At 66.9% G+C, this 25,112-nt stretch carries 26 protein-coding genes; 21 read left to right on the plus strand and 5 right to left on the minus strand.

Annotated features, from left to right (window positions below):
* Positions 1-624 precede the first annotated feature (624 nt).
* Positions 625-1,152, plus strand: a complete 528-nt coding sequence (locus tag MBR110_RS32305; protein WP_014725800.1) for a hypothetical protein — start codon at positions 625-627, stop codon at positions 1,150-1,152.
* Between the two features lie 75 nt (positions 1,153-1,227).
* Here MBR110_RS32305 and MBR110_RS25330 read toward each other — a convergent pair whose 3' ends face one another.
* Together MBR110_RS25330 and MBR110_RS25335 are read right to left on the minus strand one after the other, a co-directional pair.
* Complete coding sequence (locus MBR110_RS25330; RefSeq protein WP_014725801.1) at positions 1,228-1,545, minus strand: hypothetical protein; 318 nt, start codon at positions 1,543-1,545, stop codon at positions 1,228-1,230.
* Positions 1,546-1,673: 128 nt separating this feature from the next.
* Positions 1,674-2,558 carry a winged helix-turn-helix domain-containing protein gene (locus MBR110_RS25335; RefSeq protein ID WP_176327364.1) on the minus strand — a complete coding sequence of 295 codons (885 nt, stop codon included), beginning with the start codon at positions 2,556-2,558 and terminating at the stop codon, positions 1,674-1,676.
* A gap of 1,445 nt (positions 2,559-4,003) precedes the next feature.
* Between MBR110_RS25335 and MBR110_RS25340 the strand changes: the two genes are divergently transcribed.
* Positions 4,004-4,309 carry an H-NS histone family protein gene (locus MBR110_RS25340; protein ID WP_014725802.1) on the plus strand — a complete coding sequence of 102 codons (306 nt, stop codon included), beginning with the start codon at positions 4,004-4,006 and terminating at the stop codon, positions 4,307-4,309.
* A 615-nt stretch (positions 4,310-4,924) separates the two neighbouring features.
* Positions 4,925-6,331 (plus strand): YadA family autotransporter adhesin, encoded by a 1,407-nt coding sequence (locus MBR110_RS25345; protein ID WP_181709661.1) that lies wholly within the window; start codon positions 4,925-4,927, stop codon positions 6,329-6,331.
* 117 nt (positions 6,332-6,448) lie between these two features.
* On the opposite strand, the gene MBR110_RS25350 is transcribed toward MBR110_RS25345, so the two are convergent.
* Positions 6,449-6,871 carry a hypothetical protein gene (locus MBR110_RS25350; RefSeq protein WP_175562444.1) on the minus strand — a complete coding sequence of 141 codons (423 nt, stop codon included), beginning with the start codon at positions 6,869-6,871 and terminating at the stop codon, positions 6,449-6,451.
* A gap of 67 nt (positions 6,872-6,938) precedes the next feature.
* On the opposite strand from MBR110_RS25350, the gene MBR110_RS25355 reads away from it, so the two are divergent.
* Positions 6,939-7,688, plus strand: a complete 750-nt coding sequence (locus MBR110_RS25355) for a carbonic anhydrase (RefSeq protein ID WP_034192777.1) — start codon at positions 6,939-6,941, stop codon at positions 7,686-7,688.
* A gap of 165 nt (positions 7,689-7,853) precedes the next feature.
* Positions 7,854-8,273, plus strand: coding sequence for a hypothetical protein (locus tag MBR110_RS25360; protein ID WP_014725807.1), 420 nt, complete (start codon positions 7,854-7,856; stop codon positions 8,271-8,273).
* 34 nt (positions 8,274-8,307) lie between these two features.
* Here the strand turns inward: MBR110_RS25360 and MBR110_RS25365 are convergent, their stop codons facing one another.
* Together MBR110_RS25365 and MBR110_RS25370 are read right to left on the minus strand one after the other, a co-directional pair.
* Positions 8,308-9,918 carry a carbamoyltransferase C-terminal domain-containing protein gene (locus MBR110_RS25365; RefSeq protein WP_059463617.1) on the minus strand — a complete coding sequence of 537 codons (1,611 nt, stop codon included), beginning with the start codon at positions 9,916-9,918 and terminating at the stop codon, positions 8,308-8,310.
* Positions 9,919-9,949: 31 nt separating this feature from the next.
* On the minus strand, positions 9,950-11,017 hold the full coding sequence (locus tag MBR110_RS25370) for a HoxN/HupN/NixA family nickel/cobalt transporter (RefSeq protein WP_059694206.1): 1,068 nt from the start codon (positions 11,015-11,017) through the stop codon (positions 9,950-9,952).
* Positions 11,018-11,674: 657 nt separating this feature from the next.
* Here MBR110_RS25370 and MBR110_RS25375 point away from each other — a divergent pair.
* The 16 genes from MBR110_RS25375 to hypE all read left to right on the plus strand — a co-directional run bounded on the left by MBR110_RS25375 (position 11,675) and on the right by hypE (position 25,038).
* Positions 11,675-12,748: a hydrogenase small subunit gene (locus MBR110_RS25375; protein ID WP_034192889.1), complete on the plus strand. Its 1,074-nt coding sequence runs from the start codon at positions 11,675-11,677 to the stop codon at positions 12,746-12,748.
* A gap of 57 nt (positions 12,749-12,805) precedes the next feature.
* A complete protein-coding gene (locus MBR110_RS25380) occupies positions 12,806-14,662 on the plus strand; it encodes a nickel-dependent hydrogenase large subunit (RefSeq protein ID WP_011880063.1) in 1,857 nt (618 codons plus the stop codon).
* Between the two features lie 118 nt (positions 14,663-14,780).
* Positions 14,781-15,491: a Ni/Fe-hydrogenase, b-type cytochrome subunit gene (gene cybH, locus MBR110_RS25385; RefSeq protein WP_011880064.1), complete on the plus strand. Its 711-nt coding sequence runs from the start codon at positions 14,781-14,783 to the stop codon at positions 15,489-15,491.
* A 7-nt stretch (positions 15,492-15,498) separates the two neighbouring features.
* A complete protein-coding gene (locus MBR110_RS25390) occupies positions 15,499-16,176 on the plus strand; it encodes a HyaD/HybD family hydrogenase maturation endopeptidase (protein ID WP_014725812.1) in 678 nt (225 codons plus the stop codon).
* Entirely contained in the window at positions 16,167-16,517 is a 351-nt protein-coding gene (locus MBR110_RS25395) for a HypC/HybG/HupF family hydrogenase formation chaperone (protein WP_059561329.1), read from the plus strand. Before MBR110_RS25390 ends, MBR110_RS25395 begins: the two co-directional genes overlap by 10 nt.
* Positions 16,514-17,038, plus strand: coding sequence for a hydrogenase (locus tag MBR110_RS25400; RefSeq protein ID WP_014725813.1), 525 nt, complete (start codon positions 16,514-16,516; stop codon positions 17,036-17,038). The genes MBR110_RS25395 and MBR110_RS25400 overlap by 4 nt, the downstream gene beginning before the upstream one ends.
* A 17-nt stretch (positions 17,039-17,055) precedes the next feature.
* Entirely contained in the window at positions 17,056-17,919 is an 864-nt protein-coding gene (locus MBR110_RS25405; RefSeq protein ID WP_059897270.1) for a hydrogenase expression/formation protein, read from the plus strand.
* Between the two features lie 2 nt (positions 17,920-17,921).
* A complete protein-coding gene (locus MBR110_RS25410) occupies positions 17,922-18,149 on the plus strand; it encodes a rubredoxin (protein ID WP_011880069.1) in 228 nt (75 codons plus the stop codon).
* A gap of 2 nt (positions 18,150-18,151) precedes the next feature.
* The gene (gene hybE, locus MBR110_RS25415; RefSeq protein ID WP_081064240.1) at positions 18,152-18,700 is read left to right on the plus strand and encodes a [NiFe]-hydrogenase assembly chaperone HybE; all 549 of its coding nucleotides are present in this window, start codon (positions 18,152-18,154) and stop codon (positions 18,698-18,700) included.
* Complete coding sequence (locus MBR110_RS25420) at positions 18,697-20,010, plus strand: hydrogenase maturation factor HoxV/HupK (protein WP_176315212.1); 1,314 nt, start codon at positions 18,697-18,699, stop codon at positions 20,008-20,010. The genes hybE and MBR110_RS25420 overlap by 4 nt, the downstream gene beginning before the upstream one ends.
* Positions 19,998-20,345: a hydrogenase maturation nickel metallochaperone HypA/HybF gene (locus MBR110_RS25425; RefSeq protein WP_011880072.1), complete on the plus strand. Its 348-nt coding sequence runs from the start codon at positions 19,998-20,000 to the stop codon at positions 20,343-20,345. The genes MBR110_RS25420 and MBR110_RS25425 overlap by 13 nt, the downstream gene beginning before the upstream one ends.
* A gap of 29 nt (positions 20,346-20,374) precedes the next feature.
* Positions 20,375-21,412, plus strand: coding sequence for a hydrogenase nickel incorporation protein HypB (gene hypB, locus MBR110_RS25430; RefSeq protein WP_131754505.1), 1,038 nt, complete (start codon positions 20,375-20,377; stop codon positions 21,410-21,412).
* Positions 21,409-22,584, plus strand: coding sequence for a Kae1-like domain-containing protein (locus MBR110_RS25435; RefSeq protein WP_176043231.1), 1,176 nt, complete (start codon positions 21,409-21,411; stop codon positions 22,582-22,584). The genes hypB and MBR110_RS25435 overlap by 4 nt, the downstream gene beginning before the upstream one ends.
* Positions 22,575-22,832 carry a HypC/HybG/HupF family hydrogenase formation chaperone gene (locus tag MBR110_RS25440; RefSeq protein WP_011880075.1) on the plus strand — a complete coding sequence of 86 codons (258 nt, stop codon included), beginning with the start codon at positions 22,575-22,577 and terminating at the stop codon, positions 22,830-22,832. The genes MBR110_RS25435 and MBR110_RS25440 overlap by 10 nt, the downstream gene beginning before the upstream one ends.
* A complete protein-coding gene (gene hypD / locus MBR110_RS25445; RefSeq protein WP_176315211.1) occupies positions 22,829-23,965 on the plus strand; it encodes a hydrogenase formation protein HypD in 1,137 nt (378 codons plus the stop codon). The genes MBR110_RS25440 and hypD overlap by 4 nt, the downstream gene beginning before the upstream one ends.
* The gene (gene hypE, locus MBR110_RS25450) at positions 23,962-25,038 is read left to right on the plus strand and encodes a hydrogenase expression/formation protein HypE (RefSeq protein ID WP_011880077.1); all 1,077 of its coding nucleotides are present in this window, start codon (positions 23,962-23,964) and stop codon (positions 25,036-25,038) included. Before hypD ends, hypE begins: the two co-directional genes overlap by 4 nt.
* Positions 25,039-25,112 lie beyond the last annotated feature (74 nt).

Consider the following 25,112-nt stretch of genomic DNA (forward strand, 5'->3'; position numbering starts at 1 on the left):
TGTGGTGGTGGTCTGCTCCTCGCGTATGTCCGCGAAACGTGACGCAGTGGGGCCCCGCGACATGGCCTTGAATGATCGGTTTGCCGGGCGAGGGCATTCTCCACATCCTCGCCAAGCCGGGTGAGTACCCGCGCGATAGTTGACTCACAGCTCGTAGAACCACGCGCAGCGCTTCGCAATGATCCACAACGCGTGTCGTCAACACCGAATCCTGCCCGCGAACTACGGCGGCGTCGCTGCGGCGATAGATGCCGGCAACCGTTGCCTGTCGCGAGTCGCTCGAACAGCTTTGGCACTTGCGAGCCCTGCTGCGAAGTACGCACTGTCGTGACAAGCCACCTGGCATGTCGTTATCGAAGCGAGCTCAAGCCAGGTCGAAGCTATACCGTATCGCGCGCCGGGCAAGTGGCTGGTGAGCGGCTCGTGAGTGGCGTGCAGCGAGCGCGGCACCGAGCGGGGCACTTCAGCGGTGAGCGGCGGCACGTCGGGCCGAGCCTCGTTCCACCACCCTCGACACGCATGAAGACATCACCGGCGACATGTCGCTGGACTTCTTGCTCTGTCCATTGACGGATCAGTTAGCGGTGTCGCTCGATCTCGAACGACGCCGATCGGAGGTTTGAAATGCTCGATCAAACGACGTCGACCCGTTTTCCATCTTCCACGCGATGGCACGCCGATGATGCATGGGACAAGACTTCGCGATGGGTGCTGTTCGTCGTGCCCGCAGTCTTCGTGATTCTCTGCGTGCTGTTGGTTTCGCTCTGGTGCGTCGACCTGCTCGACGGCTGGTTGATCGTCACGTTTGTATTGCTGATCGAGGCGATGCTGTTGGGCGTCTGCGTTTTCGTGTTCGCGTTGACGACCGTGTCCCGCTTGCGTCTGCGTAGGGCGAAGGACAGCATCTGCTGCTCGGGGCGGCCGATCGATGCGGATGCGTCGGCGTCGCCTGACGAGTTCGAGGGCATGCAGGCGGTTCGCTGCATGCCGAATTCGGGGTCTGCCGATGTGTTCCAGGTGCGCTGTTACAACACCCATTGCCCGCGCATCGGTTGTCGCGGTGACCTTGCCCCGGTCGCGCACCCTGCCGGAACGCCGGCTGCAAGTCCGCACGACGAAGCACGCGATGAAGAAGTCGCGGATCTGGTTTGATGGCACGGCGATTTGGAATGATAGGCACACAGTTCAGATCCACGAGCGCATTGCGCGACGATTCAGCGAACTCGCTCACTTATACATGATGCAATAACCAAGATCGAGCGATCCGATTCCTACGTTCCAGACCCTGTCCTTGAACAGATTCATATCGAACAGTATGGAGTTGCCTTTATGAATTTGTATCAGAAACGGATCGTCTTTGGGCAGGTCGCCCGAACCGGAAAAGTCCGTGACGACGCCAGACAACAGGATGCGCTCGCGTGAAGCTTTTACCGAAGTCTGGCCGAGTCGAATCTGCCTTATCGCCGACGCATGTCCATTGGCATCCATGTAGCGGAACTGCGCGCTGCCGTCTGCGGGCGATACTGAATAGACGAGCGTATGCATTATCACGCCATCGTTACCCGACATGGATATCGTCTTTCCCTCGCATTCAATGAGGGAATCTTTCTTGATGTCGCCTGCCGTGAGGCGTATGTAAACGCCATATGATGCAGCGATCGTGACGGCCGCAGTCAGTAAAAATAATAGGTAACGCATGGGAGCCGGGTTTGGGGTTCGTAAACGAGCATTTGCATCACTGAGGGTGTTTCCTCAAAATAATAATCAAAGCTCCGCGGTTCGGAATCGCATTGATTTTCCGGGTGTGCCTTCGATATATAGAAGGCGATCAACTCTGACGACAGCGCCGAATCCCGCACATATACTCGCATGCCCGATACATTGCGCTCTATCCATGGCTTCGACTTTTTCCCGGATGGGGCTCGTGTGTACGATACGCTCAAATAGACGCTGATCAGCGCTACGCCCATCGTTGCGAGCAGTATCGCCAGGTATCGCGCTCGCGCGATCTGCGACAAGAGGCCGAATCGGCCGCGCGGCGTCGGCTTTGCTTCAGCGCTTGCCGTCGTCGGGCCAACGCTGTCGTTCTCCGCACCTGCGGCAGCCGGCTCCGGAACGGATTGCTGATCCGCACACGAGGCGTCCGGTGCTGACGCGACGCCTGCGTTTTCCGCTGGTGTGTCGATTTCACCGCGTTCGGGCTCATCGTCGAGCGACTCATCGTCGAGTTCGGCACGATTTGGCACGAGTTCGAGCCCATACCGCGGAATAGTCCGAAGAATCTTCCTGGACAAACTGAGTTCTTCGAAGCTGTTTCTTACCTGCGTGACCAGCTGGTAGTAGCTCGCGTCCGTCACGACAACACCGAGTTCGCCCCAAACGCGATGAATCAGCGCTTCTTTGGTCTGCGGCCCTTCCAGCAGCAATCCCAACAAGCGCGCTTCGTTGCGTGACAGAAACTTCTGGTCGCCGGTCGCTGGATTGCTCAACATCCGCTCGTCGAGATGAAACGGGAGCGAATCGGCGGCAAGACCGGGTTTTTGGCTTTCGTCCGTCATTGTGCCCCTACAGGGGAAGGACAAAACGGACCGCTTGGGCGTCGAATTCTGTCGGTTAAGGTAATGGTCATACTATTTTTGATGTGCTTCCAACTGCATTGCTGTACGAGGCGGAAGCCGTGAATCGACTCTCCGAACCTGATATTGCAGCGGCCTTTCCGTGTCTGTTGCACTGGCAGACGTGGAAGCCTCACGTTGACGAAAATTAACCATATTGTACATGCTGACGTTCGTCGTGCTGAAGGAAGGACGGCTGGTATTTCGGACTGCGCGAGCTTTTCGGTTATCGGACTGTTACTTCGGCGCCCGATGGTATCGACACGCAAGACGCGATACACCGTTGCGGTGTAGCGCACCGGGCGAAAACTAGGCGCCGCGCGGGATGCAACAGCTGTGGGCATTTGACTGGTGCGGCCTGATTCTGAAAAATTTCTGAAGCGTTTCTGATTCAGGGGTGCCGCACCTCATGCAGCTTAATCATTCGGTGGTTCATGTCCGGCGGATTGATGTGTCATTCACGGCTACGGGCGTGGAACACCGTCTTTACGGGGGCGGTAAAAATTTCACAATTGTGATATTCGCTGCTAAACAGAGCGAGACATGAGGCGGAATAATGCGAGGCAGCAATTCTGAATCGTAAGGTGCCGCTGATGAACCGTCAGAAGGGGCGTCGGCTTAATATCTGAAGCGCTTGATGTGCGTCGAATGTCGCCCGGCAGTATGTTGGTCTTACAAAATGCCCGTTCGCGAGCGCGTTGGTCGTCAACGCCCCCGGCCTGACGGGGCGGACGCCGCGTCAGGCCGGGGCGGTTGATGTGAAATCAGAATTATTCATATATCGATCATATATTCCTCACGGCTCGGCGTTTCTCGCTCAAGTAGACTGCTGTTTCGTTGGCATGGCGCTACTCCGTTTGCGGATCGACCATTATCCTGGTTTGGTCTGGTCTTGGTCGTTTTGCGGTGACGTATTTGAATCTTCCTGCCGCGATTGCCCCATTAGGACAGGGCGCGATTCGGGGCGGCGGCTGCCGTCATCGTTTGACTTTCAGGCGAGAATATTATCGAAGACGGCGTGGTATGAAATCGCGGTGTGGTGGAAATGACGATTTCTTCGGTTTCTCTGGCGAAACGTTGATTTTGAAGTTGGTGCGCTCAGGATCGCCGGACTTGTATCCGTCGCGTATGTGGGATGCACCCCAATATATCGGGTTGTACGCGGTCGCCGCCGCCCGACATTGGAACGCCGATTGATTAAAGGATATTTTTAGGCCGTCACCTACGACGCTCCGATCCCCCGCGGAGCAAGGTGGCTTTGCGATCGCCGGTTCGGCGATCGCCTTTTTATTCAGTACGTTTCGACGCGTGCATCGCGCGTGCCGCGCCGACTGGTGTCGCGGGAAAATCGAATGGCGCGTCGAAACGCTAATTATCTGGAGGGTGTTGTGGCAACTTATGAGGAATTGAAGGCACAGATTGACGCGCTCACCCAGGAAGCCGAAGCAGCGAGAGCGCGCGAAATCTCTGCGATCGTTTCAGAAATTCGACAGACCGTGCGGACGTATCAAATTCGACCGGAGCAGATCTTTCCGCAAGGCGCTCGTCGCCGGCCACCGACCACCCGGCGTGAACCGGCGCCAGCGAAATATCGGAATCCGGTGACGGGCCAGACGTGGAACGGCAGAGGCCGAACGCCGAAATGGCTGTGCGACGTGCGTCGCGACGAATTTCTGGTCGATGGGCTTTCGTGAGCGCAGCCTGACATTCGCCGCGTATTGGGCCGCCGGGCAACATTCATTAGTCTGGCTTGCGTTTGTCCGGTGGCGGAACCGGGGCGCTGCGGACGCCCTCGTTAATGGATAGTTCTGAGTCATCGCGCCGGCTGCAAGGCGGGAGAGCTTTTTCGAATGTCGCTTGCGTCGTGCGCGTCGCCTTGCGAACTTCTGCGTAGTACTACCCGGAGCGCGTACGCCCGGAAAGTGGCGGGCGCGATGCGAGTAGAAACTGCGTTACGACGCGACCGTTGAAGCTCCCGCGGTACACCGCACCGCGGACTTGGCCGATCGACTCTAGCCAGCTTGCTGTTCGATTGCCGGAGAAAACGCCGAAGCTCGTGCGGAACTGAGCGTGCGATGTGACTCGCTATCGAGTAAAGGAGTGAATCGCTGACGCGTTGGTTTCGATTGGTGTGGTGATTTTTTTAAAGTGGCTAATTGAGCGAGGGTATTTTGAGCAAGAATTGCAATGTGGATTGGTGTGAGTCGGTAAATGCGTGTGGTGTGGGGGCGGAATGTGCAGCGGGATGCAGTCAAGGCACTTTGAGGCGGCGGCAGAATGCATTCACGCTTTCGCGTGTCGGTGTCACATTGCTGCTGCTTGCGGGTATTGTCGTCGGGCCGTTTGCCAGCGAAGCGATGGCCAACGGCAAGGACTCGATCGCCAATGGCGACGGCGCGACAGCCAACGGCAAGGACTCGATCGCCAATGGCGACGGCGCGACAGCCAACGGCAAGGACTCGATCGCCAATGGCGACGGCGCGACAGCCAACGGCAAGGAGTCGTACGCCAATGGCGACGGCGCGACAGCCAACGGCAAGGACTCGACCGCCAATGGCGACGGCGCGACAGCCAACGGCAAGAACTCGGACGCTGAAGGCGACGGCGCGACAGCCAACGGCAAGGAGTCGTACGCCGAAGGCGACGGCGCGACAGCCAACGGCAAGGACTCGTACGCCCGAGGCGATGGCGCGACAGCCAACGGCAAGGACTCGTTCGCCCGAGGCGATGGCGCGACAGCCAACGGCAAGAACTCGTTAGCCGATGGCGACGGCGCGACAGCCAACGGCAAGAACTCGTTCGCCGATGGCGACGGCGCGACAGCCAACGGCAAGGACTCGTTCGCCCGAGGCGACGGCGCCACAGCCAACGGCAAGAACTCGAAGGCTCTCGGCGACGGCAGCACGTCCATCGGCAAGAACTCGGACGCTGAAGGCGACGGCGCCACAGCCAACGGCAAGAACTCGAAGGCTCTCGGCGACGGCAGCACGTCCATCGGCAAGAACTCGGACGCTGAAGGCGACGGCGCCACAGCCAACGGCAAGAACTCGAAGGCTCTCGGCGACGGCAGCACGTCCATCGGCAAGAACTCGGACGCTGAAGGCGACGGCGCCACATCCATCGGCAAGGACTCGAAGGCTCTCGGCGATGGCAGCACCGGACTCGGCAACCAATCGAACGCATCGGGCGATCGCAGCACGGCGCTCGGCAACCAATCGAACGCATCGGGAAATCGCAGCACGTCCCTCGGCAACCAGTCGAACGCGTCCGGAGATCGCAGCACGGCGCTCGGCGACCAATCGAGGGCGTCCGGCCAGAATTCCGTCGCGTTGGGTGCAGGCTCGGTCGCTGACGAGGCGAACACGGTATCGGTCGGGTCGTCCGGCCACGAACGCCGGATCACCAATGTCGCGGCAGGTGTCCACGACACCGACGCAGTCAACGTAAGCCAGCTGAACAGCGTCAGGAGCCAGATCAGTGCGGTCGAGCACGGTGCGTATTCGGGCCTTGCCGCCGCAACCGCGTTGACGATGATCCCGGACGTGGGTGACGGCAAGACCCTCACGGTTGGCGTCGGCACCGCGAACTACAAGGGTTATCAAGCGGTCGCGATCGGCGCTACGGCGCACGTCACGCAGAACATCAAGGTCAGAAGCGGCATCAGCTATAGCGCGGACAACATGCTGTGGGGCGCCGGGATGGCTTATCAGTGGTAATGCGGTCGCCGCAGGCTCTCCCGACCGGCGTTGGATCGAGCCTGCAGCATTTCGCACGCGTTCTGCAAAGAGCGAAATACCGGCTCGACTGCGAGGGTTCGAACCGACTGGCGGTCGCTAAACCGGCGCATATCTGCGCGACCGACCAATCAACGACCGCCGGGCGGCATGGGCAATCCGAATGGCTGGCGCTATCGGTCGCGATGCCGCTACCGCCGTTCGGAAACGGCGCGACCCATCGCCGTAGATGAATCGCAGATTTTCTGCAACCCCGGCAAACACAGCTATCTGCCGGTAAGCAAGAAAAGCCACGCATCGCAAGAAAGCTAGACGTTTTATCTCGACATCATTGGAAACTCTGATGAAGAAGCAAATATTCTGGGCCGTCCTTATTGCATCGATGTGCTGCTGCATCGCGATCGCGCTGTTCGAGCCGGCATGCGAGCGTCGATTTTCCGGTAACGATATCGGGCGCATCAGATAAGCGTATGGGAATCCCATATTGCATACGGCACTGAACACGCATTCCGCGCGCAGCAAGCGAGCAGTCGTTCAATGCACACACCGGCATATCAATCAATTCAACTCAACAGGAATAAAAACGAACATGTGTAAATCCGATACTTGCAAAACGGCAACGAACCATCCGGCCCGCCGACAATTCATCCGGATGGCAGGCGTATCCGCACTCGGTGTAGCCGCAAGCGGTGCTTCGCTGACGAGTTTCGCCGCGACGCCCGATACTCGTCCGCTGCCGAAACCGCTGAATGCGATGAGCCCGGATGCCGCGATCAGCCGGCTGAAGGAAGGCAATGCCCGCTATGTCGCAGGTCTGATGCTTCGTCACGACTTCGCACACGAGCGTGAATCGCTCGGTACCGGACAGAATCCCTATGCGGCCGTCCTGAGCTGTGCAGACTCGCGAATCGCTCCCGAGTACGCGTTCGATAGCGCGCGAGGCGACCTGTTCGCGGTGCGCGTAGCCGGCAATTTCGTCAATGACGACGTGCTGGGAAGCCTCGAGTACGCAGTTGCCGTACTGAAAACCCCGGTGATCCTCGTGCTCGGCCACGACAAGTGCGGCGCAGTGAGCGCCGCCGTCAATATCGAGACCAAAGGAACCATTTACCCCGGAAAGATCCAGGACCTGGCGATGGCCATGTTGCCGTCCGTCAGACAAGCGCAGCGGGCCGGCGGCGTACCGCTGGATGCTGCGATTGCACAGAACGTCAAAGACTCCGTTCGCCATCTGTCCGCACGCTCGACCATCATTTCAGGCGCAAAGCGGGATCGAAAGCTGAAAATCATCGGCGGCATTTATCGACTGGCGACGGGTCACGTCGATTTCATCGTCTGACCGTTCGGTGTCGCTCACCCGGCCGTCATTGAAGAAACAGTCCAATCAGTTTGAATCCTCGAATCCGGCCGACGAGAGAGCGTCGGCCGGCGAGTGCGCCAAAACACAGAAACAGCACGGCACAGCAACGACGCGGCTGCCCCGGTGACTCAAGGAAAGTGCGCCATGAAGCAAGACATCAACGACATCATCGTGAATATCCTCTCGGTGACGCAAAGAGAGTGGGCCATCAACCAGGACATCAAGCGCATCGTCGCGCAGATTCTGCGCCTGAGCGGCCCCGACCAGGTGGCCGACTCCGCGTCGCTGTTCCGCGAACTCAACATGAGTCCGATCGACTACGTCGCGCTCTGCGACGCGCTGCACACCAAGGTGGACCATCGCGTCAACCTCGACAACCTGTGGCCGTTCGACCACATGCTGCTCGACCCGCAATGGCACACGGGCACGGAGTGGACCGACGCGGGCTGGAAACAGGTCTGCGACCTGATGAACTGGCCCGCTCGCGACAAGTGCGGCGCGCAGAATCTCGACGAGCACTTCTCGGTGAACTACATCGGCCGCCGCATTGCGCAGTTCGGCTGACACGTGCGCGGCACGTTCCACCCGAGCGCCCGCATCACCGTTTCTCGAGCAGCCGGTCGCCGATCCACAGCGCGTCGATGTCGTTGCGCGCGAAGCCGCGCAGCGCATCGGCCGGCGTCTCGACGAGCGGCTCGCCCGCGACGTTGAACGACGTATTGAGCAGCACGGGGATGCCGGCCACGCGTTCGAACGCGCGCAGCAACCGATGGAGATGCGGGTTGTCTTGCGGCGAAACGGTCTGCGGCCGCGCGGTGCCGTCGACGTGCGTGATCGCGGCGAGGCGCGCGCGCCACTGCGGCCGGACCGCGCAAATCCGCAGCATGTACGGGCTCGGCGTGTCGAGCTCGAAATAGCGCGCGGCGTCCTCCACCGGAACGCATGGCGCAAACGGTCGGAACGCCTCACGCCGCTTCACCCGCAGATTCATCCGGTCGCGCGCGTCCGCGTGCGCGGGACTCATCAACAGCGAGCGATTGCCGAGCGCGCGCGGGCCCATCTCGGCGCGCCCGGCGTGCAGCGCGACGCACTGCCCGGCGGCAAGCAGCGCCGCCGTGCGTTCGGCCAGTTCGTCGATCGTGCCGCGCGTGTCGCGATAGCGCGCCCGGTCGGGCAGTGCGGCGAGCGCGGCGTCCACGTCCGCCTCGCTGTACGGCCGTCCGCCGTACGGAGAAAACGGTCCGGGGCGAAACGGCACGCCCTGCACACCGTGATACCCCCACAGCGCCGCGCCCAGCGCCGTCCCGCAATCGGCGCCGGCCGGCCCGGCGAACACCGCGTCGAAGCCTGCGTCGCGCCACACCAGATCGTTGGCGCGCCCGTTGAGCGACACCTCGCCCGCGAGACAGAGCCGGCGTATCCCGGTCATCTCGCGCACGGCCCGCGCGAGATGCAGCATGGCGCGCTCGCATTCCCGCTGTGCCGCGCGGGCGAGCGCGGCGCGCGCGGTCAGGCTTGCGTCGTCCGTCGCGCCCGCGAGCGGCGACAGGCCGAACAATCGCGCGCCGTCGGCGTCGCAGCGGGCGCCGTAATCCACGGCCAGGCCATCGAGGCGTCCGCCGAGGTCCGGTGCGGCCGCATCGTCGCCATACGGCGCGAGCCCCATCGTCTTGCCGGTTTCGTGCGCGCCGAAGCCGATCGCGACGGTGACCGCCTCGTACAGCGCGCCGATGCCGCACGACGCGCTGCGCATCACGGGCTCGATGCGCCCGTTCCAGCCGATCCACACGCTGTGCGACGACGGCGTCGCGCCTTGCTCGCGTCGATGGCCGTCGACGACGAGAATCGCGGCTTCGTCGAACGGCGAGCAGTAGTACCCGGCGGCGGCATGGCAGAGCGCGTGTTCGACGCGCAGCTGCGGCACGGTATCGACATATGGCGGCAGCGGCGCGGCCTGCCCGGTGTCGACGCACGCGACGAGCGACGGGCGCGCGTCGGCGGGCAGGTCGAGCGCGATGCGGCAGGCGTCGACCGCGGCGGCCGGATACGCACACGACTGCTTGATGCGGTCGAAACGCTCCTCCCCCGCATGCGCGATGCGGCGAGCGCCGGCCGCCGTCGCGACCCATGCGGCGCCGGTGTTCGGCGCGGGGCCGGTCTGCACGCCCAGCACGCCATCGGCGTGCGCGGGCGGAATTCTGTGTGACATCAACGACGTACTTCCCTGAAAATCGCGACGCCTAGCCGTGATCGTGCTCGGCGAGCGGCGCGAAGCTGCCGCGCCTGAACCGATAGATCGCCGCGCACACGAGCCAGCTCGCCGCGCACAGCACGACGATCGCGTAGCCGAGCGCGCCGAGATGCGCGTTCAACGCATCGACGACATCGCGGAACGCGCCGCGGATCCCGAACGTGTCGCCGAGCAGCGCGAAGCCCTCGACGCAGCCGATCAGCAGCGCGACCGCCGCGGACAGCGCGGTGATCCCGACGTTGTAGTAGAGCTTGCGCACCGGCTCGCGGAACGCCCAGCCGTACACGCCGAGCATCAGCATGCTGTCGGCGGTGTCGACGAGCGACATGCTCGCGGTAAACAGCGCCGGAAACACCATGATCGACCACGCGGACATCCCGTGCGCCGCGCTGGTCGCGGAGATGCCGAGCACGCCGATCTCGGTCGCGGTGTCGAAACCCAGCCCGAACAGCGCGCCGAGCACGTACATGTGCCAGCTTTTCGTGACCATCCGGAGGACCGGCCGCAGCAGCCGTGCGAGAAATCCGTGGTGGTGCAGCGCCGTGTCGGCATGCGCGTCCGCATATCGCTCGCCGCGTTTCACGCGCCGCAGCGTGCGGACGACCGAATGCAGCGTCACGAGGTTCGCGACGGCGATCGCGAGCAGGAACGTCGTCGACACGAGCGTGCCGATCGTGCCGGCGATGTCGTGAAACGCGGCGAGGCGCTCGCGCAACCCGAAGGCCGCGGCCGCGATGGCGGCCGACGCGACGATCACGATGGTCGAGTGCCCGAGCGAGAACATCAGCCCGACGGTCAACGGACGCCGGCCTTCGTGCATCAGCTTGCGCGTCACGTTGTCGATCGCGGCGATGTGGTCGGCGTCTACCGCGTGGCGCAGCCCGAACGTGTAGGCGAGCACGCAGGCGCCCATCAGCGTGGGCTGGCCGCCGAACACGGCGACGGCCCAGCCCCAGGCGGCCAGGTTGAACGCCGCGAGCGCCGCGAGCAGCAGGACGAGCTTGCCGCGCGCGCCGCTTGCGCGAACGCCGGCGGCGGGCAGGACGGGGGCGGTCATGACGGCCGCCGGCGCACGGACGGTACACGGGCTGCCGCGTGCGGTGCGGCGCGCTCACCGTGGCGTGACGGCGCAAGAGGCGCGGCGCATGAGCGTCGCTGCGGCGGGGGGAAGGCGTTCACGGGAAGTTCCATCGTCTCTGAGTCGAAGCGGTTGCGTTGCCGCGCAATGGCCAATGGCGCGCGCAGCAGCGGCCCGCATTGTGCCGCTTTGCTGGACCGCGCGCCATGAGCGGCACATGAGCGCGCGGCGCGACAAAGCCGTTGACTCATGCAACTTCCGTTCCAATCGGAATGACGCCCGACCGCGCGCATATGCCGCCGGGCATCGCCGCCGAGCCCGGCGCCGCGTGCCGCCGCGCGGCCGTGCGAACGCGCTGGTCACGCCATTGCCAGTTTGGCCGGCCAACCGGATGCGCCGTGACTACCGGCCCATCCGGCGTGCGCCGCCGCCGCACCGGCCCCGGCGCCGATTTTTCCTTTTTGATACAGATCAATGGCGTCGAGTGGGCCTGCCCGTACCGTGTCGGCGCGCCCCTGGCACGGTTCTTGTTTTAAAGCACGGCATTCACGCCGAAGCCACGCTCCGGCGCCCGCTCCGGCAGCGCCCCCGCATGCCGGGCCGTCGGCCAGATGGCCATCAAGGAACCACACCGTGATTGAAACGTTTTATGAGGTCATGCGCCGCCAGGGCATCTCGCGCCGCAGCTTCCTCAAGTTCTGCTCGTTGACCGCCACGTCGCTCGGCCTCGGGCCGGCCTTCATGCCGAGGATCGTCGAGGCGATGGAAACGAAGCCCCGCACGCCGGTGCTGTGGCTGCACGGCCTCGAATGCACGTGCTGCTCGGAATCGTTCATCCGTTCCGCGCATCCGCTCGCGAAGGACGTCGTGCTGTCGATGATCTCGCTCGACTACGACGATCTGCTGATGGCGTCGGCCGGCCATCAGGCCGAGGCGATCCTCGAAGAGGTCATGACGAAGTACAAGGGCAACTACATCCTCGCCGTCGAGGGCAATCCGCCGCTGAACCAGGACGGGATGAGCTGCATCATCGGCGGCAAGCCGTTCGTCGATCAGCTGCGCCGCGTGTCGAAGGACGCGAAGGCCGTGATCTCGTGGGGTTCCTGCGCATCGTGGGGCTGCGTGCAGGCCGCGAAGCCGAACCCGACGCAGGCGGTGCCGATCCACAAGGTGATCACCGACAAGCCGATCATCAAGGTGCCCGGCTGCCCGCCGATCGCGGAAGTGATGACGGGCGTCATCACCTACATGCTGACGTTCGACCGCGTGCCCGAGCTGGACCGCCAGGGCCGCCCGAAGATGTTCTACAGCCAGCGCATTCACGACAAGTGCTACCGCCGCCCGCACTTCGACGCCGGACAGTTCGTCGAGGCGTGGGACGACGACGCCGCGCGGCGCGGCTACTGCCTGTACAAGGTCGGCTGCAAGGGCCCGACGACCTACAACGCGTGCTCGACGGTGCGCTGGAACGGCGGCACGAGCTTCCCGATCCAGGCCGGACACGGCTGCATCGGCTGCTCGGAGGACGGCTTCTGGGACAAGGGATCGTTCTACGACCGCCTGACCCACATCAACCAGTTCGGCGTCGAAGCGAACGCCGACAAGATCGGCGGCACCGCGGCCGTCGTCCTGGGCGCCGCCGCCGCCGCGCATGCAGCCGCCTCGGCGATTCAGCGCGTCAGCTCGAAACGCGATCGCGACGGCCGCTAGCCGTTAGCCGCCCGACGCCACGCGCAGCCCCCACACGCACAGGAACTACACAACAGCATGACAGCCTATTCCACCCAGGGTTTTCAGCTCGACAACAGCGGACGCCGGATCGTCGTCGATCCCGTGACGCGCATCGAAGGCCACATGCGGGTCGAAGTGAACGTCGACTCGAACAACGTGATCCGCAACGCGGTGTCCACCGGCACCATGTGGCGCGGACTCGAAGTGATTCTCAAGGGCCGCGACCCGCGCGATGCGTGGGCGTTCGTCGAGCGCATCTGCGGCGTCTGCACCGGCTGCCACGCGCTGGCGTCGGTTCGCGCGGTCGAGGACGCGCTCGACATCCGGATTCCGCCGAACGCGCACCTGATCCGCGAGATCATGGCGAAGACGCTGCAGGTGCATGACCACGCGGTGCACTTCTATCATCTGCACGCGCTCGACTGGGTCGACGTCGTGTCCGCGCTGAAGGCCGACCCGAAGCTCACCTCCGAACTCCAGCAGCGCGTGTCGCCGTCGCATCCGATGTCGTCGCCGGGCTATTTCCGCGACATCCAGACGCGGCTGCGCAAGTTCGTCGAAAGCGGCCAGCTCGGCCCGTTCATGAACGGCTACTGGGGCAACCCGGCCTATCTGCTGCCGCCGGAAGCGAACCTGATGGCCGTCACGCATTACCTCGAGGCGCTCGACCTGCAGAAGGAATGGGTCAAGATCCACACGATCTTCGGCGGCAAGAACCCGCACCCGAACTACCTGGTCGGCGGCGTGCCGTGCGCGATCAACATCGACGGCGACCTCGCGGCCGGCGCGCCGATCAACATGGAGCGCCTGAACTTCGTGCGCTCGCTGATCGACCAGGCGGAGACGTTCTGCCGCAACGTCTACGTGCCCGATCTGCTCGCGATCGGCACGATCTACAAGGCGCGCGGCTGGCTGCATGGCGGGGGCCTCGCCGCCACCAACGTGATGGACTACGGCACGTATCCGCTCGTCAACTACGACCCGTCCACCAACCAGATGCCGGGCGGCGCGATCCTGAACGGCGACTGGGACAACATCCTGCCGGTCGACGCGCGCGATCCGGAGCAGGTGCAGGAGTTCGTCACCCATTCGTGGTACCAGTACCCCGACAACGACCGCGGCCTGCATCCGTGGGACGGCATGACCGAGCCGCACTACGAGCTCGGACCGAACACGAAGGGCACGCGCACGGCGATCGAATCGGTCGACGAAAGCGCGAAGTATTCGTGGGTGAAGGCGCCGCGCTGGCGCGGCCACGCGATGGAGGTCGGGCCGCTCGCGCGCTACATCCTCGGCTATGCGCATGCGAAGCAGGGCAACCCGCACGGCGCGCGGATCAAGGAGCAGATCGACGCGGCGCTGCAGTCGGTCAACCAGGACATGCCGAAGCTCCTCGGGCTGCCCGAGACGACGCTCGGCGCGAAGCAACTGCTGCCGACCACGATCGGCCGCACGCTCGCGCGCGCACTCGAAGCGCAGTACTGCGCCGAGATGATGTCGGACGACTGGCAGCGGCTCGTCGACAACATCCGCAACGGCGACACCTCGACCGCCAACGTCGAGAAGTGGGACCCGTCGACGTGGCCGGCCGAGGCGAAGGGCGTGGGCACCGTCGCCGCGCCGCGCGGTGCGCTCGGTCACTGGATCAAGATCAAGGACGGCCGCATCGAGAACTATCAGTGCGTCGTGCCGAGCACGTGGAACGGCGGCCCGCGCGACGCGAAAGGCCAGATCGGCGCGTTCGAGGCGAGCCTGATGAACACGCCGATGGCGAACCCCGAGCAGCCGGTCGAGATTCTGCGCTCGCTGCACTCGTTCGATCCGTGCATGGCCTGCTCGACGCACGTGATGAGCGAAGACGGCGCGGAAATGACCACCGTCACGGTGCGTTGATCGTGCAGCGCCGCTGGCGATACTTCCCGCGTCGACGCACCGTCGCCTGACGCACCACCGGTAACAACAGGACGCCGTCGCGGCCGGCTTCGGCCGGCCCGCGCGGCAAGGAAGAATGATGACGATGCAAACGCAGTCGCGGCGCGGCCGCGCGCCCGATACCGTTCCGGCCGCCAAGGCGATCTACGTGTACGAAGCGCCGGTGCGCATCTGGCACTGGATGAACGCGGCGTCGATCGCAGTGCTGTCGATCACCGGCTACCTGATCGGCTCGCCGCTCGCGACGCAACCGGGCGAGGCCAGCGCCCATTTCCTGATGGGGTACATCCGGTTCGCGCATTTCGCGGCCGCGTACCTGTTCGCGGTCGGCCTCGCGGGCCGCGCGTACTGGGCGCTGGTGGGCAACCACCACGCGCGCGAGATGTTCTGGGTGCCCGTGTTCACGCGCGACTACTGGCTCGACGTGTTCGGGATGCTGCGCTACTACATGTTCCTCGGCCCGTGTCCGCGGCAGTACAGCGGCCACAATCCGCTGTCGCGCTTCGCGATGTTCTTCGTGTTTCTGACGGTCTCGCTGTTCATGGTCGTGACCGGTTTCGCGCTGTACGGCGAAGGCGCGCAGGCCGGCTCCTGGCAGCAACGCACGTTCGGCTGGATCCGGCCGCTGCTCGGCCAGTCGCAAGGCGTCCACACGTGGCACCACCTCGGGATGTGGGCGATCCTGCTGTTCGTGATCCTTCACGTGTATGCGGCGATCCGCGAGGACATCATGGGACGCCAGAGCGTGGTCGGCTCGATGATCTCCGGCTACCGCACGTTCAAGGACTGACGCACCGATGGACACTTCCCCGCAAACCATCCCGTCGGCGCAGGACGGCGCCGCGATCGTCGCGCTCGGCATCGGCAACGTGCTGTGGGCCGACGAAGGTTTCGGCGTGCGCTGCATCGAGGCGTTGCAGCAGCGCTTCGAATGCGCGCCGAACGTCACGCTGATGGACGGCGGCACGCAGGGCCTTTATCTGATCCAGCACGTGCAGGCGGCCGACTTCCTGCTGATCTTCGATGCGGTCGACTACGGCCTCGCGCCCGGCGAGCTGAAGATCGTCGAGGACGACGAGGTGCCGAAGTTTCTCGGCGTGCGCAAGATGAGCCTGCACCAGACCGGCTTCCAGGAAGTGCTGATGCTCGCGCAGCTGACCGGCAAGTATCCGCGCCGCGTGGTGCTGATCGGCTGCCAGCCGGAAGAGATCGAGGACTACGGCGGCAGCCTGCGTCCGTGCGTGAAGGCGGCGCTCGAGCGGGCGCTGGACGCGGGCGTCGCGTATCTGCGCGAGTGGGGCGGCGCGCCGCTGCCGCGGCGCACCGCGCTGCGCGACGACGAAGCCGTCACGCTGCACCATCTGGCGCTGGCTCGCTACGAAGGCGAGCGCCCGAGCGAAGCCGACGCGTGCCGCATCGGCGACGAGCGCGTGCTGGTGCGCGCGCTCGCCAAGGAGCCGCCGTCATGTGCATAGGGCTGCCGATGCAGGTCGTCGACGCGCAACCCGGCCATGCATGGTGCGTCGGCCGCGGCGTGCGACGCCGCGTCGACACCGCGCTGGTCGGGCCGTGTGCGCCCGGCGACTGGCTGCTGGTGTTTATCGATGCGGCGCGCGAACGGCTCGACGCCGCACGCGCGGCCGAAATCGACGCGACGCTCGCGCTGATCGAGTCGGTGATGGCGGGCGAGGGCGGCGCGGCAAGCCCGGCCGCGTTCGCGCTGCCGTCGGCACTCGGCGTGGATGAATTGACCCGGCTCGTCGGCGGCTCGCAGCGCGCGGCCGGCAGCCTTGCTGTTCCTGAGGAATCGAAATGAGCGAAACAAGCGGCTCCGTGCCCGGAGCAACGCAGGCCGAGGTGCCGAATGTGCCGAGCGCAGCGGCGGCCGGCCAGGATTGCCCGGCCGTCGTGCAGCGGCTGATCGAGCAAGCGCACGCGACCTTCGTCGACGAGCACACGCTCGACGGCTGGCTCGCCGACGGCGGCGAGTGCGTCGTGCTGCTGATGGGCGATCCGGTGCGGTTTCCCGAATCGCTCGACGTCGCAGCCGTGCTGCCGGAGCTCGCGCACGTCGCGGCGGTCCGCTTCGGCCGGGCGCTGCGGCTGGCGGTGGCGACGCGCGCCGGCGAGAACGCGATCGCGCGCCGCTTCGGCTCGCTGCGCTGGCCCGCGCTGCTGTGGCTGCGCGACGGCCAGTACGTGACGGTGCTGTCCGGCATGATGGACTGGGACGACTACGTGAAGTGCGTCGCCGACGCGCTCGCCAGCCCGACCACGCGCGCGCCGTCGATCGGCATTCCCGTCAACGTCGCCGGCGGCTCGTCCGGCTGCCACTGAATTCACGCTCGCCGACCATGCAGATGAAAACCTTTCCCGTCCCCGTCGTGCCGTTCGGTCCGGGCAGCCAGCCCGAAGGCGATGCGGTGCTCGACTACATGCCGATGCCGCAGGCGATGCACACGTTCGTCGCGCCGTCGCTGCCCGAGCGCGCCGACGCGCGTGCGCTCGACGTGGTGCGCGGCATCCTGCTCACCGTGCTCGACGCGCTCGACGCATGCCGCCGCGGCGAACAGCCCGCGCCGATCGATCTGACGGCCTGCGACGCCGATGCGCTGCGCATCCTGAACGCGGTGCTCGGCGAAGGCGAGGTCAGCGCGCGCATCGACACCGCCGACGCCGGCAGCGTGCTGATCCAGGAGACCGTGTTCGCGGGCGTGTGGCGCATCGCCGAGGACGGCCCGGCCGGCCGCGCCGAGCGCATCGAGGTCGGCGGCGCGCCGGCCGCGCTGGCCGTGGCCGCACATGCAGCGGCCGCGCCCGAGCTGCCGGTGTCCGACACGCACCCGAGCGGCGTGATGAACGCGCCGGCGATCCTCACCGAAGTGCGCGACCAGGTCGCCCGCTGGCGTGCCGGCGACGCGCCGCACGTGATCAACCTGACGCTGCTGCCGCTGTCGTCCGAAGACGGCGCGTTCATCGACGCGGTGCTCGGCGGCGGGCCGGTGTCGGTGTTGTCGCGCGGCTACGGGAATTGCCGGATCGCCAGCACCGGAGTCGTCCATTGCTGGCGCATCGCGTACTTCAACTCGCAGGACACGCTGATCCTGAACACGATCGAGATCACCGATCTGCCCGAAATCGTCCAGGCGGCGCCCGAGGACATCGACGACTCGCACGAGCGTCTCGCACAATTGATCGACTGGGTCGAGGAGGCGTGACCATGAACCAGACCGCGGCGCTGTTCGAAGGCAGCTATCTCGGCGATCGCAGCCGGATCGCGGCCGATACGCGGCTCGAATGCAAGATCTGCTGGTGGATCTACGATCCGCGCCAGGGCGATCCGGTTTGGCAGATTCCGCCCGGCGTGCCGTTCGCCGCGTTGCCGGCGCACTGGCGCTGCCCGACCTGCGACGGCGATGCGGAGCAATTCATGGTGCTGAGGGACTGACGTTGACCACGCGAAGCCCGACCCGCGACGGCGATGCGTTGCGTGCGTCCCTGCCGGGCGGATCGTCCGATCCGCGCATCGGCGCGCTCGTCGCGTACTACACGACGGTCGCGGCGACCACGATGCTCGGCATGCCGGTCGTGCATCCCGGCTTGCGGGTCGAGGCCGTGGCGTTCGGGCCGTATCCTGCTGGCGGCGATGCCAGCGGCGATCTGCTCGGCATCCTCGTCACGCCGTGGTTCATGAACCTCGTGTGGCTGCCGGGCGCGAACGGCGCGGCTCAGCCGTGCCCGTCGCCGGGGCAGCTGGCCGCGCGTCGCGTGGGCGCCGTCGAGTTCGACTGGATCGGCGCGCACGTGCCGCAGGCCGGCGCGCACGCGTGCTGTTCGCTGTTTTCGCCGATGTTCGACTTCAGCGATCACGCGAGCGCGGTGGCGACTGCGCGCGCGGTGCTCGCCCAGCTGCGCTCCGCGGCCGCCGACGCGCCACCGCGCACGAGCCGGCGCGCGTTCCTGCTGCGCCGGCCCGCGACGCGCGAGGCCGGCGCATGACGGGCGGCGCGAGCACGAGCGAAGATACGTCCGGGTTCGCCGCGCTGGCCGGGCGATACGTCGTGCGCCCGGGCCGCTCGCCGAGCATCGACGGCGGCCGGCCGCCGCTCGCCGGGCTGCTGCTCGCCGGCCAGCCGGCCGCGCTGGCCGCGCCGCGGCTGTCCGCGGTGTTCTCGCTCTGCGGGCGCGCGCATGCGCTGTGCGCCGAGCTTGCCGTGACGGCGGCCGGCGCGTATGCGAATGCGGGCGGCGCGGCTGGCGATTGCGGTGGCGAAGGCGATGGGGATCGCAATGGCGCGGGCGATGACGATGGCGCGGGCTGTGGCAACGGCGAAGGCGATGGCAAAGGCAACGTCGATCGCAACGGCGCGGGCGATGACCATGACGCGGGCCGTGGTGAAGGCGAGCGCGACGGCGAAGACGCTCGCTCAGCCACGCTCGCGCGCGAGACGATCGCCGAGCATCTGCGCCGGATCTGGCTCGACTGGCCCGCGCGCCTCGTCGGCGGTGTGCCGTGCGCGCTGCCCGACGTACGGGCGGCCGGCACGCGCGAATGGATCGAACGTCACGTGCTCGGGGAACCGGCCGACGGCTGGCTCGCCCGCTGGGATCAAGATCCGCGCGCCTGTCTGAGCGCATGGACGGCGCGCGCGACGAGCTTCCCGGCGTCGCTGCTGCTGCACTGCCGCACGGTCGCCGACGCGCTGCGGATGCCGCCCCGCGCGCTGCGTATCGACGGCGCGGACCGCGCGCGGCTGCGCCGGATCGGCGCGGCGATCGCGGGCGACCCGCGCTTCGCGCAGCGGCCCGAACAGGACGGCGCGCCGGCCGAAACCGGCGTCTGGACCCGCTGCGGCGATCCGCACGCAGCCGCTTACGACAGCGCATGGCTGCGGCTCGGCGCGCGTGTCGCGGAGCTCGCGCGGCTCGCAGCCGGCGGTCCGGCCGCGTTCGCGCTGCGATCGGGCGCGCTGGCGCTCGCGCCCGGCGAGGCGCTGGCATGGTGCGAGACGGCGCGCGGCGTGCTGATCCATTGGGTGCGCCTCGTGCCCGGCGACGCCGCGCGCGTCGCCGACTATCGCGTGGTGTCGCCGACGGAGTGGAATTTTCATCCGGACGGCACGCTCGCGCACGCGCTCGCACGCGTCGATGTGCGGCCGGACGGCGGCGGCGATGCCGCGCTCGCGGCGCGCGTCGGCGCATTGATGGGCGCGTTCGATCCGTGCATCGCCTATGCTCTCGAAACCGCCGCGCCGGTTCGGCGCGACGATGATCATACGAATGGAAACCGATCGACATGCATGAAGTGAGTCTGGCGGGCGGCGTGCTCGCGGCGGTCGAGGCAGCCGCCGCGCGCGAGCGTTTCGCGCGCGTCAACGTGCTGCGGCTCGAAGTGGGCCGGCTCGCGGGCGTCGAGGTCGACGCGCTGCGCTTCGCGCTCGACGCGATGGCGCCCGGCACCTGCCTGGCCGGCGCGCGCATCGAGATCGCGGAGCCGCCGGGCCGCGCGTGGTGCCTGAACTGTCATTGCGACGTGCCGCTGGCCGCGCGCGGCGAGCCGTGCGGCCGCTGCGGCGGCTACTGGCTGCAGCCGAACGGCGGCACGGAATTGCGCATCGTCGACATGCTCGTCGACGATGCCTGAAATCAACCGAATTGCGGAAGGAGAACGACATGTGCGTGGTATGCGGCTGCGACAGCCCCGACGGGGCGCACCGGGATCGGCACGATGCGCATCACGCGCACCACGACGCTCACGCGCACGTGCGCGCCGATGCGGCGAGCGGTGACCTGCATTACGGCCTCGGGCCGGCCGGCGTCACGGTGCATGGCCTTGATCAGGGGCGCACGGTGCGCATCGAGCAGGACGTGCTCGGCGAGAACGATCGCCATGCGGCGCACAACCGGCGGCATTTCGCGGCGCACGGCGTACGCGCGCTGAATCTCGTGTCGAGCCCCGGCTCGGGCAAGACGACGCTGCTGTGCGCGACGATCGCCGCGCTGCGCGCGCGCGCGCCGGCGTTGCCGATCGCCGTGATCGAAGGCGACCAGCAAACCGCGAACGACGCCGAGCGCATTCGCGCGGCCGGCGCGCCGGCGATCCAGGTCAACACCGGCAAGGGATGCCATCTCGATGCGGCGATGGTCGCGGCGGCCTATGAACGGCTGCCGCTGCACGCGCATGGTCATGATCACGGCCACGCGCATGGCCACGGCCACGAACATCACCACCACGATCACGATCATCACCACCCGCACGACGCGCACGCTTCGTCCGAGCGCCGCGGCGCGGCGCAGCAGCCCGACAGCGTGCTGTTCATCGAGAACGTCGGCAATCTGGTGTGCCCGGCGTTGTGGGATCTCGGCGAGGACGCGAAGGTCGCGATCCTGTCGGTGACCGAAGGCGAGGACAAGCCGCTCAAGTACCCGGACATGTTCGCCGCCGCGCGGCTGATGATCGTCAACAAGACCGACCTGCTGCCGTACGTGCAGTTCGACGTCGAGCGCTGCATCGAATACGCGCGCCGCATCAATCCGGCGCTCGACGTGATCTGCGTGTCGGCGACCACCGGCGACGGGATCGACGCGTGGCTCGACTGGGTTCTGCGCACGGGCGACGCGCACGATCCGCTGGCCGCGCGAATCGGCGAGCTGGAGGCCGAGCTGGCGGCGCTGCGCGCGCAGCAGCGTCGCGCCGGAGACGCGGCATGACGCTGCGGCGCGAACGCCTGCCGCGCGCGTGGGGCGCCGACACCGTGCTCGCGACCGGCGCGTGGCTGAAGAATGCCGCGTGCGTGTACGTCGACGGCGACGTGTACTGGTCGCCGCTGCACGGCGATCTCGACGATCCGCGCCATTGCGTCGCGCTCGAGGCCTCCGTCGCGTCGCTCGTCGATGCGGCCCGGCAAGCCGGTCGGCCGGTGCGCGCGATCGCACATGACCTGCATCCGGATTTCCACAGCTCGCGGCTGGCCGTCGAATGGAGCGAGCGCCTCGGCGTGCCGGCGATCGCGGTGCAGCATCACCATGCGCATATCGGCGCGGTCGCGGCCGAGCATGGGCTCGCGGAGCCGGTCGTCGGGCTCGCGCTCGACGGCGTCGGGCTCGGCACCGACGGCGCCGCCTGGGGCGGCGAACTGCTCGAGGTCGCGCCGGACGGCTGGCGGCGGCTCGGGCATCTGACGCCGCTCGCGCTGCCCGGCGGCGACGTCGCGGCCCGCGAGCCGTGGCGCATGGCTGCGGCGGCGCTGCACACGCTCGGCCGCGCGGACGAGATCGAAGCGCGGCTCGGCGGCGACGTCGGCACGCGCGCGGCGCGCACGATCGGCACGATGCTGGCGCGCGGCCTGAACTGTCCGCCGAGCACGGGTGCGGGCCGGTGGTTCGACGCGGCCGCCGGCTTGCTCGGCATCTGCCGCCATCAGCGCACCGAGGCGGAAGCCGCCATCGCGCTCGAACGACACGCCGCCGACTATCTGCGCGACCATCCCGAGCCCGATACGGACGGACTGTGGCGCATCGCGGACGACGGCGAGCTCGACCTGCGCCCGCTGCTGGTTCGCGTGCTCGAACTGGCCGATGCCGGCGCGAGCGCGCACGGCGCCGCGCTGTTTCATCTCGCGCTCGCCGACGCGCTCGCCGCGTGGGCCGCCGCGGCCGCGCACGGACGTGCCGTGCTGCTCGGCGGCGGGTGCTTCGCCAACCGGCTGCTGTCGGCGCGCTTGCGCGCCGCGCTCGACGCGCGCGGCGTGCGCAGCTGCGCGCCGTCGTCGGTGCCATGCGGCGACGCCGGCCTGGCGTTGGGCCAGGCATGGGTCGCCGCGCATACATTGACGTCGGGCGCCGTGCGCGCGACGTCCGAAGGAGTTTCGACATGTGTCTAGCCATTCCCGCACGCGTCGTCGAGCTGCGCGACGCCGACATGGGCGTCGTCGACCTCGGCGGCGTGCGCAAGACGATCTCGCTCGCGCTCGTCCCCGACGCGCGGCTGGGCGAATACGTGATCGTGCACGTGGGCTACGCGCTCGGCAGGATCGATCCGGACGAGGCCGAGCGTACGCTCGCGCTGTTCGGCGAATTGGCGCACGCGGCCGGCGACGGCGACGTGCATCCGAGCGGAGCGCCGCAATGAAGTACATCGACGAATTCCGCGACCGCGCGCTCGCCGAACGCATTTCCGCGCGCATTCAGACGGAGGCGCAGCCCGGCACGCGCTATCACTTCATGGAATTCTGCGGCGGTCACACGCATGCGATTTCCCGCTACGGCGTGACCGACCTGCTGCCCGACAACGTGCGGATGATCCACGGCCCCGGCTGCCCCGTCTGCGTGCTGCCGGTCGGACGCGTCGATCTCGCGGTGCAGCTCGCGCTGGAGCGCGGCGTGATCGTCTGCACCTATGGCGACACGATGCGCGTGCCGGCCTCCGGCGGGATGTCGCTGATGCGCGCGAAGGCGCACGGCGCCGACATCCGGATGGTTTATTCGCCGCTCGACGCGCTGAAGATCGCGCGCCTGAATCCCGACCGCGAGGTCGTGTTCTTCGCGATCGGCTTCGAGACCACCACGCCGCCCACCGCGCTGATCGTGCGCGACGCGGCCGCTGCCGGCGTCGACAATTTCAGCGTGCTGTGCTGCCACGTGCTGACGCCCGCCGCGATCACGCATCTGCTCGCGGCGCCGGCCGTGGCGGCCGACGCCGTGCCGCTCGACGGCTTCATCGGCCCCGCGCACGTCAGCATCGTGATCGGCTCGGCGCCCTACGAGGGCTTCGCGCGCGACTATCGGAAGCCGGTCGTGATCGCGGGCTTCGAGCCGCTCGACGTGATGCAGGCGATCCTGATGCTGATCCGCCAGGTCAACGACGGCCGCGCCGAGGTCGAGAACGAATTTTCGCGGGCGGTCACGCGTGCCGGCAACGCCGCCGCGCAGGCGCTGATGGACGACGTGTTCGAGGCTCGCGAGAGCTTCGAGTGGCGCGGCCTGGGCGAGGTGCCGGCCAGCGCGCTGCGGATCCGCGCGAAATACGCGCGCCACGACGCCGAAGCGCGTTACGGGCTGGTCTACCGGCCCGTCGCCGACCACCGCAAATGCGAGTGCGGCGCGATCCTGCGCGGCCTCAAGCAGCCGCGCGACTGCTCGCTGTTCGGCACCGTGTGCACGCCCGAGAATCCGATGGGTTCGTGCATGGTGTCGAGCGAGGGCGCGTGCGCCGCGCATTACTCGTATGGCCGTTTCAAGGACATTCCGCTGGTACCCGCATGAGCTCGACACCGACCCCTCGCACCAAGCCCGCGTACGTGCGGCCCCTCAATTTCCGCGACGGCCGGATCGACATGGGTCATGGCGCGGGCGGCCGCGCGTCGGCGCAGCTGATCCGCGAACTGTTCGTCGCCGCCTTCGACAACGAATGGCTGCGGCAAGGCAACGATCAGGCCGCGTTCGCGCCGCCTGCGACGGCGCCCGGCGAGCGCGTGGTGATGGCCACCGACGCGCACGTCGTGTCGCCGCTGTTCTTTCCGGGCGGCGACATCGGCAGCCTGGCCGTGCACGGCACGGTCAACGACGTCGCGATGTCCGGCGCGCGGCCGCTGTACCTGGCCGCCAGCTTCATCATCGAGGAAGGCTTCGCGCTGGCGGACCTGAAGCGCATCGTCGAATCGATGGCGAACGCGTCGCGCGAGTGCGGCGTGCCGATCGTCACCGGCGACACCAAGGTCGTCGAGCGCGGCAAGGGCGACGGCGTGTTCATCACGACCACGGGCGTCGGCGTCGTGCCGGCGGGCATCCGGATCGACGGCGCGCTCGCGCGCCCGGGCGATGCGGTGCTGCTGTCGGGCACCATCGGCGAACACGGCGTCGCGATCATGTCGACGCGCGAGGCGCTCGAGTTCGACGTCGAGATCAGCTCCGACAGCGCCGCGCTGCACACGCTGGTCGCGAGCATGCTGGCGGCCGTGCCGGGCGTGCGCGTGCTGCGCGACCCGACGCGCGGCGGGCTGGCGACCACGCTCAACGAGATCGCGAGCCAGTCGGGCGTCGGCATGCTGATCCGCGAGGACGCGATTCCGGTGCTGCCGCAGGTAGACGCGGCATGCGAGCTGCTCGGCCTCGATCCGCTTTATGTGGCCAACGAAGGCAAGCTCGTCGCCGTCTGCGCGGCCGAGGACGCGCCCGCGCTGCTGGCCGCGATGCGTGCGCATCCGCTCGGCGCGCACGCCGTGCAGATCGGCGAGGTGACCGAGGACGCGCACGGTTTCGTGCAGGTCGAGACGAAGTTCGGCGGACGGCGGATCGCCGACTGGCTGTCGGGCGAACAGCTGCCGCGCATTTGCTGACGCCGCGGAACGGCGAGGATCGTCCGACGCGGGTATCATGCGCGTTGTCAGGCCGCCTGCTGCCGCATTCCGCG

Origin of the sequence: Burkholderia sp. MBR-1 (genome assembly GCF_013822785.1) — a bacterium.
In the GTDB taxonomy this organism is placed as follows: Bacteria; Pseudomonadota; Gammaproteobacteria; order Burkholderiales; family Burkholderiaceae; genus Burkholderia; species Burkholderia vietnamiensis.

Excerpts from the sequence above, each read along its gene's own strand:
- MBR110_RS25380 (WP_011880063.1), top strand. The coding sequence starts at position 12,806 with ATGACAGCCTATTCCACCCAGGGTTTTCAGCTCGACAACAGCGGACGC.
- MBR110_RS25440 (WP_011880075.1), top strand. The coding sequence starts at position 22,575 with ATGTGTCTAGCCATTCCCGCACGCGTCGTCGAGCTGCGCGACGCCGAC.
- hypD (WP_176315211.1), top strand. The coding sequence starts at position 22,829 with ATGAAGTACATCGACGAATTCCGCGACCGCGCGCTCGCCGAACGCATT.
- MBR110_RS32305 (WP_014725800.1), top strand. The coding sequence starts at position 625 with ATGCTCGATCAAACGACGTCGACCCGTTTTCCATCTTCCACGCGATGG.
- MBR110_RS25370 (WP_059694206.1), bottom strand. The coding sequence starts at position 11,017 with ATGACCGCCCCCGTCCTGCCCGCCGCCGGCGTTCGCGCAAGCGGCGCG.
- MBR110_RS25425 (WP_011880072.1), top strand. The coding sequence starts at position 19,998 with ATGCATGAAGTGAGTCTGGCGGGCGGCGTGCTCGCGGCGGTCGAGGCA.
- MBR110_RS25420 (WP_176315212.1), top strand. The coding sequence starts at position 18,697 with ATGACGGGCGGCGCGAGCACGAGCGAAGATACGTCCGGGTTCGCCGCG.
- MBR110_RS25335 (WP_176327364.1), bottom strand. The coding sequence starts at position 2,558 with ATGACGGACGAAAGCCAAAAACCCGGTCTTGCCGCCGATTCGCTCCCG.
- cybH (WP_011880064.1), top strand. The coding sequence starts at position 14,781 with ATGACGATGCAAACGCAGTCGCGGCGCGGCCGCGCGCCCGATACCGTT.
- MBR110_RS25330 (WP_014725801.1), bottom strand. The coding sequence starts at position 1,545 with ATGCATACGCTCGTCTATTCAGTATCGCCCGCAGACGGCAGCGCGCAG.
- MBR110_RS25390 (WP_014725812.1), top strand. The coding sequence starts at position 15,499 with ATGGACACTTCCCCGCAAACCATCCCGTCGGCGCAGGACGGCGCCGCG.
- MBR110_RS25360 (WP_014725807.1), top strand. The coding sequence starts at position 7,854 with ATGAAGCAAGACATCAACGACATCATCGTGAATATCCTCTCGGTGACG.
- MBR110_RS25410 (WP_011880069.1), top strand. The coding sequence starts at position 17,922 with ATGAACCAGACCGCGGCGCTGTTCGAAGGCAGCTATCTCGGCGATCGC.
- MBR110_RS25355 (WP_034192777.1), top strand. The coding sequence starts at position 6,939 with ATGTGTAAATCCGATACTTGCAAAACGGCAACGAACCATCCGGCCCGC.
- MBR110_RS25400 (WP_014725813.1), top strand. The coding sequence starts at position 16,514 with ATGAGCGAAACAAGCGGCTCCGTGCCCGGAGCAACGCAGGCCGAGGTG.
- hypE (WP_011880077.1), top strand. The coding sequence starts at position 23,962 with ATGAGCTCGACACCGACCCCTCGCACCAAGCCCGCGTACGTGCGGCCC.
- hypB (WP_131754505.1), top strand. The coding sequence starts at position 20,375 with ATGTGCGTGGTATGCGGCTGCGACAGCCCCGACGGGGCGCACCGGGAT.
- MBR110_RS25395 (WP_059561329.1), top strand. The coding sequence starts at position 16,167 with ATGTGCATAGGGCTGCCGATGCAGGTCGTCGACGCGCAACCCGGCCAT.
- MBR110_RS25405 (WP_059897270.1), top strand. The coding sequence starts at position 17,056 with ATGCAGATGAAAACCTTTCCCGTCCCCGTCGTGCCGTTCGGTCCGGGC.
- MBR110_RS25435 (WP_176043231.1), top strand. The coding sequence starts at position 21,409 with ATGACGCTGCGGCGCGAACGCCTGCCGCGCGCGTGGGGCGCCGACACC.
- MBR110_RS25365 (WP_059463617.1), bottom strand. The coding sequence starts at position 9,918 with ATGTCACACAGAATTCCGCCCGCGCACGCCGATGGCGTGCTGGGCGTG.